Annotated in this window: 11 protein-coding genes and 1 pseudogene; 5 read left to right on the top strand and 7 right to left on the bottom strand. The window is 70.5% G+C overall.

From position 1 onward, the window contains the following. Positions 1–90 precede the first annotated feature (90 nt). The 3 genes and pseudogenes from Q4V64_RS20940 to Q4V64_RS20930 all read right to left on the bottom strand — a co-directional run. A complete protein-coding gene (locus Q4V64_RS20940; RefSeq protein WP_124441604.1) occupies positions 91–1701 on the bottom strand; it encodes a cation acetate symporter in 1611 nt (536 codons plus the stop codon). Beyond that, a complete protein-coding gene (locus Q4V64_RS20935; RefSeq protein WP_124441605.1) occupies positions 1698–2171 on the bottom strand; it encodes a DUF485 domain-containing protein in 474 nt (157 codons plus the stop codon). Before Q4V64_RS20935 ends, Q4V64_RS20940 begins: the two co-directional genes overlap by 4 nt. 218 nt (positions 2172–2389) lie before the next feature. Continuing rightward, positions 2390–2599 (bottom strand): annotated as a pseudogene (locus Q4V64_RS20930) (GNAT family N-acetyltransferase); the annotation flags it as partial. A 155-nt stretch (positions 2600–2754) separates the two neighbouring features. Between Q4V64_RS20930 and Q4V64_RS20925 the strand changes: the two are divergent. After that, the gene (locus Q4V64_RS20925; RefSeq protein WP_124441607.1) at positions 2755–3936 is read left to right on the top strand and encodes an alpha/beta hydrolase; all 1182 of its coding nucleotides are present in this window, start codon (positions 2755–2757) and stop codon (positions 3934–3936) included. A gap of 12 nt (positions 3937–3948) precedes the next feature. Here Q4V64_RS20925 and Q4V64_RS20920 read toward each other — a convergent pair whose 3' ends face one another. Beyond that, positions 3949–5628 (bottom strand): MFS transporter, encoded by a 1680-nt coding sequence (locus Q4V64_RS20920; RefSeq protein ID WP_253267101.1) that lies wholly within the window; start codon positions 5626–5628, stop codon positions 3949–3951. A 416-nt stretch (positions 5629–6044) separates the two neighbouring features. Here Q4V64_RS20920 and Q4V64_RS20915 point away from each other — a divergent pair, with 416 nt between their 5' ends. The 3 genes from Q4V64_RS20915 (at position 6045) to mfd (ending at position 13208) form a co-directional block, all read left to right on the top strand. Further along, positions 6045–6833 (top strand): ABC transporter ATP-binding protein, encoded by a 789-nt coding sequence (locus tag Q4V64_RS20915; protein ID WP_124441609.1) that lies wholly within the window; start codon positions 6045–6047, stop codon positions 6831–6833. Next, positions 6830–9394, top strand: coding sequence for an ABC transporter permease (locus Q4V64_RS20910; protein ID WP_124441610.1), 2565 nt, complete (start codon positions 6830–6832; stop codon positions 9392–9394). The genes Q4V64_RS20915 and Q4V64_RS20910 overlap by 4 nt, the downstream gene beginning before the upstream one ends. A gap of 283 nt (positions 9395–9677) precedes the next feature. Beyond that, positions 9678–13208, top strand: coding sequence for a transcription-repair coupling factor (gene mfd, locus Q4V64_RS20905; RefSeq protein WP_124441611.1), 3531 nt, complete (start codon positions 9678–9680; stop codon positions 13206–13208). A gap of 40 nt (positions 13209–13248) precedes the next feature. Here mfd and Q4V64_RS20900 read toward each other — a convergent pair whose 3' ends face one another. The 3 genes from Q4V64_RS20900 to Q4V64_RS20890 form a co-directional block, all read right to left on the bottom strand. Then, positions 13249–13620 (bottom strand): MerR family transcriptional regulator, encoded by a 372-nt coding sequence (locus Q4V64_RS20900; protein ID WP_124441612.1) that lies wholly within the window; start codon positions 13618–13620, stop codon positions 13249–13251. A gap of 10 nt (positions 13621–13630) precedes the next feature. Next, positions 13631–14398: an SDR family oxidoreductase gene (locus Q4V64_RS20895; RefSeq protein ID WP_124441613.1), complete on the bottom strand. Its 768-nt coding sequence runs from the start codon at positions 14396–14398 to the stop codon at positions 13631–13633. Positions 14399–14661: 263 nt separating this feature from the next. Next, positions 14662–14844 carry an Rv0909 family putative TA system antitoxin gene (locus Q4V64_RS20890; protein ID WP_124441614.1) on the bottom strand — a complete coding sequence of 61 codons (183 nt, stop codon included), beginning with the start codon at positions 14842–14844 and terminating at the stop codon, positions 14662–14664. Positions 14845–15002: 158 nt separating this feature from the next. Here Q4V64_RS20890 and Q4V64_RS20885 point away from each other — a divergent pair, with 158 nt between their 5' ends. Then, the gene (locus Q4V64_RS20885; protein WP_253267109.1) at positions 15003–15785 is read left to right on the top strand and encodes an HNH endonuclease family protein; all 783 of its coding nucleotides are present in this window, start codon (positions 15003–15005) and stop codon (positions 15783–15785) included. Positions 15786–16041: the final 256 nt, after the last annotated feature.

Here is a 16041-nt window from a genome sequence, read left to right as displayed (position 1 = left end):
TCGATGGAGTGGCCGATGGAGTGAGGGGAGGCGCCGATGTTGGGGAGATGCCCCCGACGCCAACCCGGCGGCCCGGTTGCCGAAGGGGCCTCAGCTCTCCCTCCTCACCGCCCCCGCCAGGATCCACCCCTCCACCGCCTCGTACTGCCGCCGCTGCTCCTCCGCCTTCCGCTTCCCGGAGGCCACCGTCCCCAGCCACCCGAAGAGGAAGCCCGCCGGGATCGACACCAGGCCCGTCGTCGTGAACGGGACCCAGTTGAAGTCGGCTTCCGGGAAGGCGGAGACGGGGGAGCCGGAGACCAGGTTGGTGCCCGGCATCAGCAGCAGCACCACCAGCGAGCCGCCGATCAGCGTGCTGAGCAGGCCCGTTCGGGTGTAGCGGCGCCAGAAGAGGCTGTAGACCAGCGCGGGGGCGATGGCCGAGGCGCCCAGGCAGAAGGACAGGGTCACCAGGGGCTGCAGGCTGCGGTGCTGGACCAGCGTGGCCAGCACGATCGCCGGGACGCCGACCGCGAGGGCCGAGACGCGGGCCAGCATCATCTCGCGGCGCTCCGACATCTGCTGCACGCGGGCCGCGAACACGTCGTGCGCGAGGGAGTTCGCGCAGGCGAGGATCATGCCGGCCACGGAGGCGAGCAGCGTGAGGAAGATCGCCGTGGTGACCGTCGTGAACAGCAGTGTCTCCGCCGTCGACACGTCCGCGCCGAAGGCCGCCCGCGACACCAGCAGGTACGCCGTGTTGCCCTGCGGATCCGCCTGCGCGATCAGCGCCCGCCCGATCAGTGCCGTCGCGCCGAACCCGACGACCGTGATGACCAGCACGAACAGCACCACCAACGACACCGCCCAGGACATCGAACGGCGCACCTGAGGGGCGCTGGAGGCGGTGTACATGCGCATGGTGACGTGCGGCAGACAGGCGCCGCCGAGGACCACGGCCAGCTGGGAGCTGATCATGTCGAGGCCCGGATGCGGGCCGCTCTCGAACTGCAGGCCGGACCTCAGGAACGTGGATCCCACCCCGCTCTGCTCCGCTGCCCTGTCGAACAGCGCGCCCGGGTCCCAGTCGAACCTGTTCAGGATCAGTACGGCGACCACGGCGCCCGACCCGAGCAGCATCACGATCTTCAGGATCTGGATGAGGGCGGTGCCCTTCATCCCGCCGATCGCCGCGTAACTGATCATCAGCACGCCCAGCCCGATGATGCAGCCCGTCTTCAGCGAGTCGTCGGAGAAGCCCAGGACGAACGCCAGCAACTGCCCCGTCCCCGCGAGCTGCACCAGCATCAGCGGCAGCAGCGCGGCGAGGGTCACCACGCACGCCGCGATACGCACACCCCGCCCCGGCATCCGCCGCGCCAGCGCGTCGCCCATCGTGAATCGGCCGGCGTTGCGCAGCGGTTCGGCCAGCAGGAACATCAGCAGCATCAGCGACAGCGCCGTACTGAGGGCGAGGACGACCCCGTCGTAGCCCCACAGGGCGATGACCCCGCCGGTGCCCAGCACGGTCGCGGCGGAGATGTAATCACCCGCGATCGCCAGGCCGTTGCGCATGGGGGACAGGGAGCTGTAGCCGGTGTAGAACTCGTCGAGGTCGTCGCGGTCCGGGCCGGTCATCACGCACAGCAGCAGGGTGATGGTGGCGACGGTGGAGAAGCCGACGAGGGACATCGCCTGCGCGGAATCACTGAAGCCCGTCATCGTGCCGCCGCCCCCTCCCGCTTCGCGTCCAGCTCGGCGTGCTTGCGGATGCGGTCCGCGAGCGGATCGACGTAACGTCGGGCGGTGTGCTCGTACAGGGCGATGGCCAGCCAGGTGACGGGCAGTTGGAGCAGCGCGAGCAGCAGGCCGGTGGGCAGTCCGTCGCCGACCGTGCCCGTCATGAACGACGGCGCGAACGCGGACAGCACCAGAAAGAGCGTGAAGTAGCCGAGCGCGGTGAGCGTGGCCGTACGCCGCTGCCAGCGGTAGGCGCTGCGCAGAATCCGCAGGTCGCTGTGGTGGCCGAGGGCGGGGTGGCGGCGGGGGCGTCGCTCGGCCGGTTCGGGCGCGGCGGGCGGCTGCCACGGGGAGGTGGGGGCATGCGGCGGTGACGCGTCGTGGGGAGAGTACGAGTGCGGCGGGTGCCGGTGCGGTGGGTACGAGTGCGGCGGATATGGGTCGTAGGACATCCCGGTGCTCCTTGCGCGGCTCGGGTCCGGGGGAGCGGGAGCCACGCACGCTACTTCTTGGGAACGGGGATGCGCGAGGTTTTCACCAAACTGATCGGTCGGTATGCGCTTACTACGCTGACCTCGGGTGTTACCCGCATTAAACGCAGACTCTTGGTGAGCTGGGGGGAGAGAGATCAGCGTGCCCGCCGCCCTGGCGAAGTGCAGGACAGGGGCCTGTCGAGGGTGGTGACCGCGACGAGGGACGTCAGCCCGTACGCCGTACCGGCCACCCGGCACACCTCCGCGACCGCCGCCGTAGCGACACCCTTGCCCGCCGCCCGCTCGCCGACGCGATGCCCGAGCTCAGCGGAACCGTCCTCGGCGTCGACCAGGTTCACGCGGCCGATGAGGTGCCCCTCCCCGTCCACCAGCACATCGAAGTGGCAGCTCCATCCTCACCATGGGCGCCAGGACAGGGACAACAGCGACGGATGTCCGTCCGAGGTATGAACTCGGTGGTCTCGGTGGTCTCACGGTACGACACCGCCGTGGGCCTCTGAGGCGATGTCGGGCCGTGATCGGGCGGCTTACCGTCTTCGGCATGACGAACAGATCCCGCCGCGTCGGCCGCTTATCCGCGGCCGCCGCGCTCGCGCTCGCCCTGTCGCTGTCCCTGCCGATCGCCGGTGCGGGTGCCGTGTCCGCCGCACCACCGACACCCTCCGCCGCTTCGGCGACCGTCGACGCGCGGGCCGAACTGCCTCGCCCCACCGGCCCTCACCCCGTCGGCCGCAGCACACTGCACCTCGTCGACACCGACCGTCCGGACCCCTGGGTACCGTCCGCCGGCGCGCGCCAGTTGATGGTGTCCATGTACTACCCCGCCCGGCCCGGTGCGGGCGGACCTACCGCTCCGTACATGACCATCGAAGAGGCCCGCCACCTGCTGCGGTTGAGGGCCCCGGATGCCACCGTCGCACCCGAGGTGATCAGCGGCGTCCGTACCTGGGCGCACACCGGCGCGCGCCCGGCGCACGGCAGATTCCCGCTCGTCGTGCTCTCTCCCGGTTTCACCTTCCCGCGCGCCACCCTCACCGGCCTCGCCGAGGACCTGGCCAGCCGTGGGTACGTCGTCGCTGTGGTCGATCATCCGTATGAGAACGCCGGTACGACCCTGCCCGACGGGCGGACTCTGCCCTGCGCCATCTGTGACCCGCTCCCAGAGGGCGGGCCCGCGGTCGTCGCCAAGAGCCGGGTCGGGGACCTCTCCTTCGTGCTGGACCGGCTGACCGGCCGTCACCCCGCCTGGCGCCACGCCCGCATGATCGATGCGCGGCGGATCGGCATGGGCGGCCACTCCATCGGCGGCAACGCCAGCGCCGCGACCATGGCCGCCGACGCCCGCGTGCGGGCCGGCGTGAACATGGACGGCACCTTCTTCGCTCCCGTCCCGGACCGTGGCCTCGACGGCCGTCCCTTCCTGATGTTCGGGGCGAAGGACAGGACCCTCGACGACAGCTGGGACGAGGCATGGGCTCACCTGGACGGCTGGAAGCGCTGGCTGACGGTCGCCGGGGCCGACCACGGCTCCTTCACCGACGTGCCGCTGCTCGCGGAGCTGGCCGGCATCCCCGACACCGCGCCGCTCCCCTTCGAGCGCTCGCAGGCCCTCACGCGCGCGTACGTCGCGGCCTTCTTCGACCTGCACCTGAAGGGGATCGCCCAGCCGTCGCTCGACGGCCCGTCGCCCACGAACCCCGAGGTCTCGGTCCGACTGCCCTGACCTGTCCGGGCGTCACTCCTTGAGCACCGGAAACCTGCGCGGCGCCAGCACGAGCAGCACCAGGAAGGCCACCGCCGCCGCGCAGGACGCGCCCAGGTAGACGGCGTGCACCGCGTCCGCGATCGCCCGGCGGGTCGCCTCGGGCGCGGTGCCCGCGTCCAGGGCCCGCGTCACCGAGTCCAGGTCGCTCGCGCTGCCGAGCCGTGCGGCCAGTACCCCGTTCGCCACGGCCCCGAAGATCGCCGCCCCCGCTGTCTGGCCCGTCTGGCGGCAGAACAGCACCGACGCCGTCGTCGTACCCCGCTCAGACCACCCCACCGTCGACTGCACCCCGACGAGCAGCGGGAGTTGGAAGAGGCCCAGTGCCGCGCCGAGGAGCAGCATCAGCAGGGTCGGCTGCCAGGCCTCGCCGGGGTACGGCAGGAAGGGGAACGCGAACAGGATCAGCGTCGCCGCGCCGATGCCCAGCATCGCCGTGTTGCGGAAGCCGATGCGCCGGTAGACGTGCTGGCTGAGCGCGGCCGACACCGGCCAGCTCAGCGTCCAGACCGACAGCACGAATCCGGCCGTCACGGGCGCGAGCCCCAGCACCGACTGGGCGTACGTCGGCAGGAACACCGTCGGCGCCACCATCAGCAACCCCAGCGCGCCGAGGGCGAGGTTGACCGCGGCGATCGTACGGCGGCGCCACACCCACCCGGGGATGATCGGCTCGGCCGCCCGGCGTTCCACCAGCACCACGACCGCCGCCAGGGCAAGTCCCGTGCCGAACAGGGCGATCGAGGGGGCCGACAGCCAGGGCCACGCCACCCCGCCCTGTACCAGCGCCGTAAGCAGGACGCCTCCGCACGCGAACACCGCCAGCGCGCCCGCCCAGTCGACACGCGCGCGCGTGGAGGCCGTATCGCGGTCCCCAAGTCCCGTATCCCGACCCCGATCACGGTCCCCGAGCCCCGTATCCCGATCACGGTCCCCGAGCCCCGTATCCCGATCACGGTCCTCGAGCCCCGTATCCCGATCGCGGTCCCCAAGGCCCGTATCCCGATCAGGGTCCCCAAGTCCCCTGTCCCGCTCCGGTTCGTGCAAATACCGGACGATCAGCCACAACGCCACCGCCCCGATCGGCAGATTGACCAGAAAGATCCAGCGCCAGTCCGCGTACGCCGCCAGCACCCCGCCCACGCCGGGGCCCGCGACCGCCGACACCGCCCACACCGTGGACAGCTTGGACTGGATCTTCGGTCGGTCCTTCAGGGGGTAGAGGTCGGCGGCGAGGGTCTGGACCGTGCCCTGCAAGGCCCCGCCGCCCAGTCCCTGCACGATACGGAAGGCGATCAGCGCCCCCATGTTCCAGGCCAGCGCGCACAGCAGGGAGCCGAGCAGGAAGAGGGCCGCGCCCGTGATCAGCACCGGTTTGCGGCCGAAGGTGTCGGAGAGCTTGCCGTAGAGGGGGAGGGTGACGGTGACGGCGAGCAGGTAGCCGGAGAACAGCCAGGAGAAGATCGAGAAGCCGCCGAGATCGCCGACGATCTGCGGGACGGCCGTGGAGACGATGGTGGAGTCGAGGGCGGCCAGTGCCATCGCGAGCATGAGGGCGGCTACGACGGCGCCCCGCCGGCCGGTCGTGGTGGGCTCTGCGGTCGCCCGTATATCGGGTCTCGTGTCGCCCACGCGGATTCCTTCCCCTTGCATCTATCTGCCGCAGGACAGCTTCCCACTTGACCCTCACGTCGCGGGAGGGTGGAGCCTGAGTGCGCCGGAGGGTGGAGCGGACCCCGAGAATCGCTCCACCCGGCGGTGGAGGGCCCCTAGGGGTACCTCCGTACTACGGCTCGGGGAGGGTTCGTACCGTCGGAGGACGAGACGGGATGCAAGCTGTCCTTAACCTGGCTTTACGCCGCTGGGAAGCGGTCGGGGGCGGTTCACCGCACCCACGGGGGTGGGGTTTTCCTCAGTAAAAGACTGCGCTGAACACCAGCGCGCCGGACCCCCGCCTCCGACCAGACTCTTCGTCGTAGCAGTTCCGTTCTCGCGACTCATTCATGGACCTTCATGGACCGACCGATGGGTCCGTCGTTTCACCTACTGACCGACATAGGAGACTTACCGTGACATCGGCTGTAACCATTCCCAGGCACGGGGGCGCTGGAGGGCGTACGGCCGTTGCCGCGCGGGCGCGGCAGGTCGTGAAGGCGTACGGGTCCGGGGAGACCCGCGTCGTCGCCCTCGACCATGTCGACGTGGACATCGCCCGCGGCCAGTTCACCGCGATCATGGGCCCTTCGGGGTCCGGCAAATCCACGTTGATGCACTGCCTCGCCGGTCTCGACACGGTGACGTCCGGACAGATCTACCTGGACGACACCGAGATCACCGGCTTGAAGGACAAGAAACTCACACAGCTGCGCCGGGACCGGATCGGCTTCATCTTCCAGGCGTTCAACCTGCTGCCGACGCTGAACGCGATAGAGAACATCACGCTGCCCATGGACATCGCCGGACGGAAGCCCGACAAGGCCTGGCTGGGCCGGGTCGTCGACACCGTCGGGCTCTCCGACCGGCTCAAGCACCGGCCGACCCAGCTCTCCGGCGGTCAGCAGCAGCGGGTCGCCGTGGCGCGGGCCCTGGCCGCACGCCCGGAGATCATCTTCGGTGACGAGCCGACCGGAAACCTGGACTCGCGGGCGGGGGCCGAAGTACTGGGCTTCCTGCGGCAGTCGGTGGACGAGCTGGGCCAGACCATCGTGATAGTCACGCACGACCCGGTGGCCGCCTCGTACTCCGACCGTGTGCTGTACCTCGCCGACGGCCGGATCGTCGACGAGATGTACAAGCCGACCGCCGAGGCCGTCCTGGACCGCATGAAGGACTTCGACGCCCGGGGGCGTACGTCATGACCGTCCTGAAGACCTCGATGCGCAACTTCTTCGCGCACAAGGGACGCATGGCGCTGTCGGCGGTCGCCGTGCTGCTGTCGGTGGCGTTCGTGTGCGGCACGCTCGTCTTCACCGACACCATGAACACGACATTCGACAAGCTCTTCGCGACCACCGCCTCCGACGTCACCGTCGCCCCGAAGGAGGCCAAGAGCGAAGACACCCCGCAGAACGGCAAGCCCGAGTCGCTGCCGGCCGCCATGCTGGAGCAGGTGACCAAGGCGGACGGCGTCAAGTCGGCCGAGGGCGCGGTCAGTTCCATGAACGTGACCGTCGTCGACAACGACAACGAGAACATGGGGTCCAGCAGCGGCGCCCCGACGATCGCCGGCAACTGGACCAAGAACGACCTGCGGTCGATGGAGATCACCTCCGGCCACGCCCCGCGCGGGCCGACCGAGCTGATGGTCGACGCCGACACCGCCGACAAGCACGACCTGAAGCTCGGCGACGAACTGCGCACCATCTCCGTCGCCGGTGACTTCAAGGCGAAGATCGTCGGCATCGCCGCCTTCAAGGTGACCAACCCCGGTGCCGCGATCGTCTTCTTCGACACCGCCACCGCGCAGCGCGAACTGCTCGGCGCCACCGGCCGGTTCACGCAGGTCAACGTCACAGCCGCGGCCGGAGTCAGCGACACGCAGCTCAAGCAGAACATCGCTCGGACGCTGGACGGCACGTTCAAGCTCCAGACGGCCAAGGAGAACGCCGACGAGAACCGCAAGGACGTCGGCGAGTTCATGAACGTCATCAAGTACGCCATGCTCGGCTTCGCCGGCATCGCGTTCCTGGTCGGCATCTTCCTGATCATCAACACCTTCTCGATGCTGGTCGCCCAGCGCACCCGCGAGATCGGCCTGATGCGGGCGATCGGCTCGTCCCGCAAGCAGGTCAACCGCTCGGTGCTGGTGGAGGCCCTGCTGCTCGGCTTCGTCGGCTCGATCCTCGGAGTCGGCGCGGGCGTCGGCATCGCCATCGGCCTGATGAAGCTCATGTCGATGGCCGGCATGAACCTCTCCACCGACGACCTCACGGTGAAGGCGGCGACCCCGGTGGCCGGTCTCGTGCTCGGCGTCGTGGTCACCGTCCTCGCCGCCTATCTGCCGGCCCGCCGCGCCGGCAAGGTCTCCCCGATGGCCGCGCTGCGTGACGCCGGTACGCCGGCCGACGGCAGGGCGGGCCTGGTGCGCGGCCTGATCGGGCTCGTGCTGACGGGCGCGGGCGCGTTCGCCCTCTACACGGCGGCCACGGCCGACAAGGCGAGCGACGGCGCGCTGACGCTCGGCGGGGGAATCGTCCTGTCCCTGATCGGCTTCGTCGTCATCGGGCCGCTGCTGGCCGGCGGGGTCGTGCGGGTGATCAGCGCGGTGCTGCTGCGGGCCTTCGGCCCGGTGGGCCGCATGGCCGAGCGCAACGCCCTGCGCAACCCGCGCCGCACCGGCGCCACGGGCGCGGCCCTGATGATCGGCCTGGCCCTGGTGGCCTGCCTGTCGGTGGTCGGCTCCTCGATGGTCGCCTCGGCCACCAGCGAGCTGGACAAGTCGGTCGGCGCGGACTTCATCGTCCAGGGCAACCAGCGGATCGTGCCGCAGGCCGAGAAGGCCATGCAGCAGACGCCGGGCCTGACCCACGTCACCCGCTACAAGGAACTCAACGCCACGCTGACCTCGCCCGACGGCAAGAAGGACGACTCCGGCATCACCGCCGCCGACCCGACGTACGCCCAGGACCTGCGCCGCCCGACCACGGCGGGCACCCTCTCGGCCGCCTACGGCAAGGACGCCATGTCGGTCGGCTCGGACTACGCCAAGGCGCACGGCGTGCGCGTCGGCGACACCATCACCGTCGCCTTCAAGGGCGGTGAGACGGCCAAGCTGAAGGTCGCGGCCATCACGAGCGACGACAGCGCCCTCGACCAGGGCGCCCGCTACACCAGCATCGAGACCATGCGGAAGTACGTCCCGGCCGACCAGATCCCGCCGAACACGATCATGTTCGCGCAGGCCAAGGAGGGCCAGCAGGATCAGGCGTACACGGCGCTGAAGAAGTCGCTGCACGACTACCCGCAGTACCAGGTCCGCGACCAGACCGACTACAAGCAGGAACTGAAGGACCAGATAGGCCAGCTCCTGAACATGGTCTACGGCCTGCTGGCCCTGGCGATCATCGTCGCGGTGCTGGGCGTGGTGAACACGCTGGCCCTGTCGGTGGTCGAGCGGACGCGGGAGATCGGCCTGATGCGGGCGATCGGCCTGTCGCGGCGCCAGCTGCGGCGGATGATCCGCATGGAGTCGGTGGTCATCGCCCTGTTCGGCGCGCTGCTGGGCCTGGGCCTGGGCATGAGCTGGGGCGCCACCGCCCACAAGCTCCTCGCCCTGGAGGGCCTGAACGTCCTCGAGATCCCCTGGCCGACGATCATCGGCGTCTTCATCGGCTCGGCCTTCGTGGGCCTGTTCGCGGCACTGATCCCGGCGTTCAGGGCGGGCCGGATGAACGTACTGAACGCGATCGCGACGGAATAGCCACCACAGAGCCACCACAGAGCCACCACAGAGCTACCACAGAGACGGGGGAAGCCCGGCGCCGAGAAGTACGGGGGACTTCTCGGCGCCGGGTTCGTCGTCTGCCTGTGGCCGACCGAGTCGGGGTGGTGGGTGGGCCCACACCCGCGCCGGGCACCCGCACAGCGCACGTTGTCCACAGCCCCCGCCACCGGCATCCACAGCGACGTACGCTGGAGACCCCCGGCCGGTCACCGCGTCGGGCCCTTCGCGTTGCCCACCCCCGGACGAAAGCCGCCCCCGAATGAGCCTGCACGGTCTGCTCGACGCCGTAGTCAAGGACACCGCCCTCGCGGAAGCGATCACCGCGGCCGCAGACGGCAACCGCATGCACGTCGACCTGGTCGGCCCCCCGGCGGCCCGCCCCTTCGCGGTCGCCGCCCTCGCCCGCGAGGCCGCCCGCCCCGTACTGGCGGTCACGGCGACGGGACGTGAGGCGGAGGACCTCGCCGCGGCCCTGCGCTCCCTGCTCCCCTCGGAGGGGGTCGTGGAGTACCCGTCCTGGGAGACCCTCCCGCACGAGCGCCTCAGCCCCCGCAGCGACACCGTCGGCCGCCGTCTCGCCGTCCTGCGCCGACTGGCCCACCCCCGCCCCGACGACCCCGAGACCGGCCCCGTCTCGGTGGTCGTGGCACCCGTACGATCCGTGCTCCAGCCGCAGGTCAAGGGCCTCGGCGACCTGGAGCCGGTGGCCCTGCGCACGGGCCGGACCGCGGACCTGAACGAGGTGGTGGAAGCCCTCGCGGCGGCGGCCTACGCGCGCGTGGAGCTCGTGGAGAAGCGCGGCGAGTTCGCGGTGCGCGGCGGCATCCTCGACGTCTTCCCGCCCACCGAGGAACACCCCCTGCGCATCGAGTTCTGGGGCGACGACGTAGAGGAGATCCGCTACTTCAAGGTCGCCGACCAGCGCTCCCTGGAAGTCGCCGAGCACGGCCTGTGGGCCCCGCCCTGCCGCGAACTGCTGCTCACCGACGACGTCCGCGCACGCGCGCGTGCCCTCGCCGAGCAGCACCCGGAGCTCGGCGAACTGCTCGGCAAGATCGCCGAGGGCATCGCCGTGGAAGGCATGGAGTCCCTGGCACCGGTGCTGGTCGACGACATGGAACTGCTGCTCGACGTCCTGCCGAAGGGCTCCATGGCCGTCGTATGCGATCCGGAGCGGGTCCGCACGCGTGCCGCGGATCTCGTGGCCACGAGCCAGGAGTTCCTGCAGGCGTCCTGGGCGGCCACCGCGGGGGGCGGCGAGGCGCCCATCGATGTCGACGCCGCCTCCCTGTGGTCCATCGCGGACGTCCGGGACCGGGCGCGCGAGCTGGACATGATGTGGTGGTCGGTGTCGCCGTTCGCGGCCGACGAAGATCTTGACGCGGACACCCTGAAGCTGGGGATGCACGCCCCGGAGACCTACCGCGGCGACACCGCCAGGGCCCTCGCCGACACCAAGGGCTGGCTCGCCGACGGCTGGCGCGCGGTCTACGTGACCGAGGCGCACGGCCCGGCGGCCCGTACCGTCGAGGTGCTCGGCGGCGAGGGCATCGCCGCCCGGCTGGACGCGGACCTCGCGGAGATCTCCCCGTCGGTCGTGCACGTGGCGTGCGGGTCCATCGACTACGGCTTCGTCGCCCCGGCGCTGAAGCTCGCCGTGCTGACCGAGACCGACCTGTCCGGCCAGAAGGCGGCCGGCAAGGACGGCGCCCGGATGCCCGCCCGCCGCCGCAAGACGATCGACCCGCTGACCCTGGAGGCGGGCGACTACATCGTCCACGAGCAGCACGGCGTGGGCCGCTACATCGAGATGGTGCAGCGCACCGTGCAGGGCGCCACCCGCGAGTACCTGGTGGTGGAGTACGCGCCCGCCAAGCGCGGCCAGCCCGGCGACCGGCTGTACATCCCCACCGACCAGCTGGAGCAGATCACCAAGTACGTCGGCGGCGAGGCCCCCACCCTGCACCGCCTGGGCGGCGCCGACTGGACGAAGACCAAGGCGCGCGCGAAGAAGGCCGTCAAGGAGATCGCGGCGGACCTGATCAAGCTGTACAGCGCGCGCATGGCGGCACCCGGGTACACCTTCGGCGCCGACACCCCCTGGCAGCGCGAGCTGGAGGACGCGTTCCCGTACGCCGAGACGCCCGACCAGCTCACCACCATCGCCGAGGTCAAGGAGGACATGGAGAAGTCGGTCCCCATGGACCGCCTGGTCTGCGGCGACGTCGGCTACGGCAAGACGGAGATCGCGGTCCGCGCCGCCTTCAAGGCCGTACAGGACGGCAAGCAGGTGGCGGTACTGGTGCCCACCACCTTGCTGGTGCAGCAGCACTTCGGGACGTTCTCCGAGCGCTACTCGCAGTTCCCGGTCAATGTGCGGGCGCTGTCCCGCTTCCAGACCGACACGGAGGCCAAGGCGGTCCTGGAGGGGCTCAGGGAGGGTTCGGTGGACGTCGTCATCGGCACCCACCGGCTGTTCTCCTCGGAGACCAAGTTCAAGGACCTGGGCCTGGTCATCGTCGACGAGGAGCAGCGCTTCGGCGTCGAGCACAAGGAGCAGCTGAAGAAGCTGCGCGCGAACGTGGACGTGCTGACCATGTCCGCGACCCCGATCCCCAGGACCCTGGAGATGGCGGTCACCGGCATCCGCGAGATGTCCACGATCACCACCCCGCCGGAGGAGCGCCACCCGGTGCTCACCTTCGTCGGCCCGTACGAGGAGAAGCAGATCGGCGCGGCCATCCGCCGCGAGCTGCTGCGCGAGGGCCAGGTCTTCTACATCCACAACCGGGTGGAGTCGATCGACCGGGCGGCGGCGAGGCTGCGCGAGATCGTCCCGGAGGCGCGGATCGCCATCGCCCACGGCCAGATGTCGGAGCAGGCCCTGGAGCAGGTCGTCGTCGACTTCTGGGAGAAGAGGTTCGACGTCCTCGTCTCCACGACGATCGTCGAGTCCGGCATCGACATCTCCAACGCCAACACCCTGATCGTGGAGCGCGGCGACAACTTCGGCCTCTCGCAGCTGCACCAGCTGCGCGGTCGCGTGGGCCGCGGCCGCGAGCGCGGCTACGCCTACTTCCTCTACCCGCCGGAGAAGCCCCTCACGGAGACCGCCCACGAGCGCCTGGCGACCATCGCCCAGCACACGGAGATGGGCGCGGGCATGTACGTGGCGATGAAGGACCTGGAGATCCGCGGCGCGGGCAACCTGCTCGGCGGCGAGCAGTCCGGCCACATCGCGGGCGTCGGCTTCGACCTGTACGTCCGTATGGTCGGCGAGGCGGTCGCGGACTACCGCGCCTCCCTGGAGGGCGGCGTGGAGGAGGAGCCGCCGCTGGAGGTCAAGATCGAGCTCCCGGTCGACGCGCACGTCCCGCACGAGTACGCGCCCGGCGAGCGGCTGCGCCTCCAGGCCTACCGGGCGATCGCCTCGGTGAACTCCGAGCAGGACATCAAGTCCGTACGCGAGGAACTCGTCGACCGCTACGGCAAGCTGCCCGAGCCGGTGGAGAACCTGCTGCTGGTGGCGGGCCTGCGCATGCTCGCGCGGGCGTGCGGGGTCGGCGAGATCGTCCTGCAGGGCAACAACATCCGCTTCGCGCCCGTGGAACTGCGCGAGTCCCAGGAACTGCGGGTCAAGCGGCTCTACCCGGGGACCGTCATCAAGCCGGCGCTGCACCAGCTGCTCGTGCCGCGCCCGAAGACCGCGAAGGTGGGCGGCAAGCCGCTGGTCGGGCGGGAACTGCTCGGCTGGGTCGGCGAGTTCCTGACGTCGATCCTGGGATCGTAGGAGTCCCCTTCTCCGGGGACGTGGAGGTTGTGACGGGCGATCAGGCCACCGGCCGTATGCGGGCGCCGGTGGCCTCGCGCAGGGCCGCCGCGAGCCGGTCGCGTACGGCGGCCTGCGCGGCGATGCGTCCCTCCAGCACGGCGAGGCGCTCGGCGGCGACCCGCAAGGCCGCCTCCGAGGCCGGCCCCGCGGTGACGTCACCGTCCAGGCACGGCAGGAACACCTGTACGTCGTCGAGGGTGAGACCGGCGTCCAGGAGGTGGCGGATGTTGCGGACGCGGACGGCCGTACCGGGGTCGTAGAGCCGATAGCCGTTCGCGGCGCGCTCGGAGGTGATCAGGCCCGCCTGCTCGTAGTGCCGCAGGGCACGCGGGGTCGTGCCGGTCGCCGCCGCCAGTTCGCCGATGCGCATGGGAGCAGTGTCAGGCGAGTACGGCACCGCCGTCCACCGGGAACACGACGCCGGTGACGAAGGACGCGTCGGGCGAGGCGAGTTGGGTGATCGCCCAGGCCACCTCCTCGGGGTCGCCGATGCGGCCCAGCGGGGTGTGGGCGAGCTGCCACTCGCGGAAGGCCGTCATCTGCTCCGGGGTGAGGCCCGAGTGGGTGCCGATGGGCGTGCGGATCGCGCCGGGTGCGACGGCGGCGACCCGGATGCCGCGCGAGGCGAGTTCCACGGCCCAGCTGCGGGTGAGGAGTTCAAGGGCGGTCTTCGTGGCGGCGTAGAGGGAGTTGCCCGGCCAGGCGCGCTGTCCGACCGACGTACTGACGTTGACGATCACGCCCTTGCTGTCGGTGAGGGCAGGCAGCGCGGCCTGGGTGAGCAGGACCGGGGCGGTGAGGTTCGTCGCGAGGAGCGGGTCGATGGCGGTGCGGGTGTACGTGCCGAGCGACTCCCTCCGTACGATCGCCGCGTTGTTGACCAGCACGTCCAGTCGGCCGTGGCTGTCGAGGACCGTTCGGACGATGCGGTCCGGGGCGTCGTCCGCGGTGATGTCGGCGGGCAGCGGGGTGATCCCCGGGTGGCCCTCGGCGGTCTCGGCGAGGGGCGCCTCGCGGCGGCCCACGGCGACGACGCGCGCGCCCTGCGCGGCGAAGGCACGGGCGGTGGCACGGCCGATTCCGGTGCCGGCGCCGGTGACGAGGACGGTTCGGGGGCCGTTGGTCTGTACGTTGTTCACGGAAGTCATGGAGGGATCGTCGAACCCTGACGCCGGTGTCAAGGTCAAGTGGGCCCGGTCAGGAAGGCCAGAGGGAGCTCAGAGGGCCGTGCGCCTGTGCTCAGGAGCGGGAAGGTGTGACGGGTCTCGGAAGCTGTGACGGGACCTCGGGGAACGTGAAGCCGCCCGCGGGAGGTGGGTCTCCGCGGACGGCCTCTGATTCAAGATGGCTCAGGGGAACCCGGGCGAGCGTCGTGCCCGACGGGCCCCATGACCTCCGTGAATCTCCGGCCTTACGGCTGTTCGGGCCTGTCGCGATCCATGCCGAGCGAGCCTTCGATTCGCTGCTGCGCGTCGTCGACCTGGCGCTCGTACTTGTTGCCCGTCTTCTTGTTGACTTTCCGTTCCGCGGCGTCGGACACGTCCTTGGACTTGCTGCCCTTCGCCTGGCCCTTGAACCTGTCGAAGATGCCCATCCAGAACTCCTTCCGGAGGTGACTCGAATCGACGATACGCCCGACTTGCGAGGGATGCCCATTTGGGGCCGCTATGGTCTGGACCTCTCGCCCGCTACCGTGTGACCAGGAAAACCGCCGTGCGGGGCGGGACCTGGAGGCAAGGGGAGGCGCGCGTGATGATGCGGCTGCGGGGCGGGGCGGCGGCGGCCGTCAGGACCGGACTGGCCGTGTGCGTCGCCATGGCCCTCGTCGCCGGGTGCGAAGGCCTCGAAGGGGAAGCGGGTTCCTCGGCCGGCGGCGGTGCGGCGGCTCCGGCCCCGGACGGGCACGCCGTCAGCCCCCTGAAGAACCCCGACGGAACCAAGCCGGGCCTCGCCCCCCTGACGAGCGAGGCCGACGAGGCCGCGGCTCGCAAGCTCATCGAGTCGCTGCGGACGAAGGGACGTGGACCCAAAACGGGCTACGACCGGGACGAGTTCGGGTACGCGTGGATGGATACGGCCGACGGTGTCCCGCTGGCGCGCAACGGCTGCGACACCCGCAACGACCTGCTGAAACGCGACGGTCAGAGCCTGCGCTTCCGCTCCGGTTCCGACTGCGTGGTCATCGCGATGACGCTGGACGACCCCTACACCGGCACGGCCATCGAGTGGCGCAAGCAAAAGGCCTCCGAGGTACAGATCGACCACGTCGTGCCGCTGTCCTACAGCTGGCAGATGGGTGCCTCGCGCTGGTCGGAGGACAAGCGCGAGCAACTGGCCAACGACCCGCTCAACCTGATCCCGGCCGAGGGACGGGCCAACTCTGCCAAGGGCGACTCCGGCCCCGCCGCCTGGCTCCCGCCGAACAAGCGGATCCGGTGCGCCTACGCGGTCCGCTTCACCCAGGTCGCCCTCAAGTACGAGCTGTCGGTGACCGCGCCGGACCGGCAGATGATGCTGCGGCAGTGCCAGGGATGAGCCGGCGGCGACCCGCTCTCAGTCCCGGAAGGCGCCTCAACCGTCTGCCGCCCTCGCGTGCCCGAAGACACGGCCTCCGCCGTGGTCTTCGCCCCCTCAACCATGCCGTCAACCTACGTCGTCAAGATCCCCGGCGCCCAAGGGCCGGGCCCAGCGGCTGGAACGAGCGGCCGGACCAAGCGGCCGGACCAAGCGACCGGACCAAGCGGCCGGACCAAGCGGCCAGACCGAGTGGTCGGCACGGCGGTCGGAGCCG

The organism is Streptomyces sp. NL15-2K, assembly GCF_030551255.1.
Lineage (GTDB): Bacteria > Actinomycetota > Actinomycetes > Streptomycetales > Streptomycetaceae > Streptomyces.
The sequence above is the reverse complement of the archived record's forward strand: the minus strand, read 5'-3'. Positions and strand labels throughout refer to the sequence as shown.

Bases quoted from the DNA above. Each gene is read 5' to 3' on its own strand.
- Q4V64_RS20895 (WP_124441613.1), bottom strand. From the start codon at position 14,398: ATGACTTCCGTGAACAACGTACAGACCAACGGCCCCCGAACCGTCCTC.
- Q4V64_RS20940 (WP_124441604.1), bottom strand. From the start codon at position 1,701: ATGACGGGCTTCAGTGATTCCGCGCAGGCGATGTCCCTCGTCGGCTTC.
- Q4V64_RS20885 (WP_253267109.1), top strand. From the start codon at position 15,003: ATGATGCGGCTGCGGGGCGGGGCGGCGGCGGCCGTCAGGACCGGACTG.
- Q4V64_RS20890 (WP_124441614.1), bottom strand. From the start codon at position 14,844: ATGGGCATCTTCGACAGGTTCAAGGGCCAGGCGAAGGGCAGCAAGTCC.
- Q4V64_RS20925 (WP_124441607.1), top strand. From the start codon at position 2,755: ATGACGAACAGATCCCGCCGCGTCGGCCGCTTATCCGCGGCCGCCGCG.
- Q4V64_RS20920 (WP_253267101.1), bottom strand. From the start codon at position 5,628: ATGCAAGGGGAAGGAATCCGCGTGGGCGACACGAGACCCGATATACGG.
- Q4V64_RS20910 (WP_124441610.1), top strand. From the start codon at position 6,830: ATGACCGTCCTGAAGACCTCGATGCGCAACTTCTTCGCGCACAAGGGA.
- Q4V64_RS20900 (WP_124441612.1), bottom strand. From the start codon at position 13,620: ATGCGCATCGGCGAACTGGCGGCGGCGACCGGCACGACCCCGCGTGCC.
- mfd (WP_124441611.1), top strand. From the start codon at position 9,678: ATGAGCCTGCACGGTCTGCTCGACGCCGTAGTCAAGGACACCGCCCTC.
- Q4V64_RS20935 (WP_124441605.1), bottom strand. From the start codon at position 2,171: ATGTCCTACGACCCATATCCGCCGCACTCGTACCCACCGCACCGGCAC.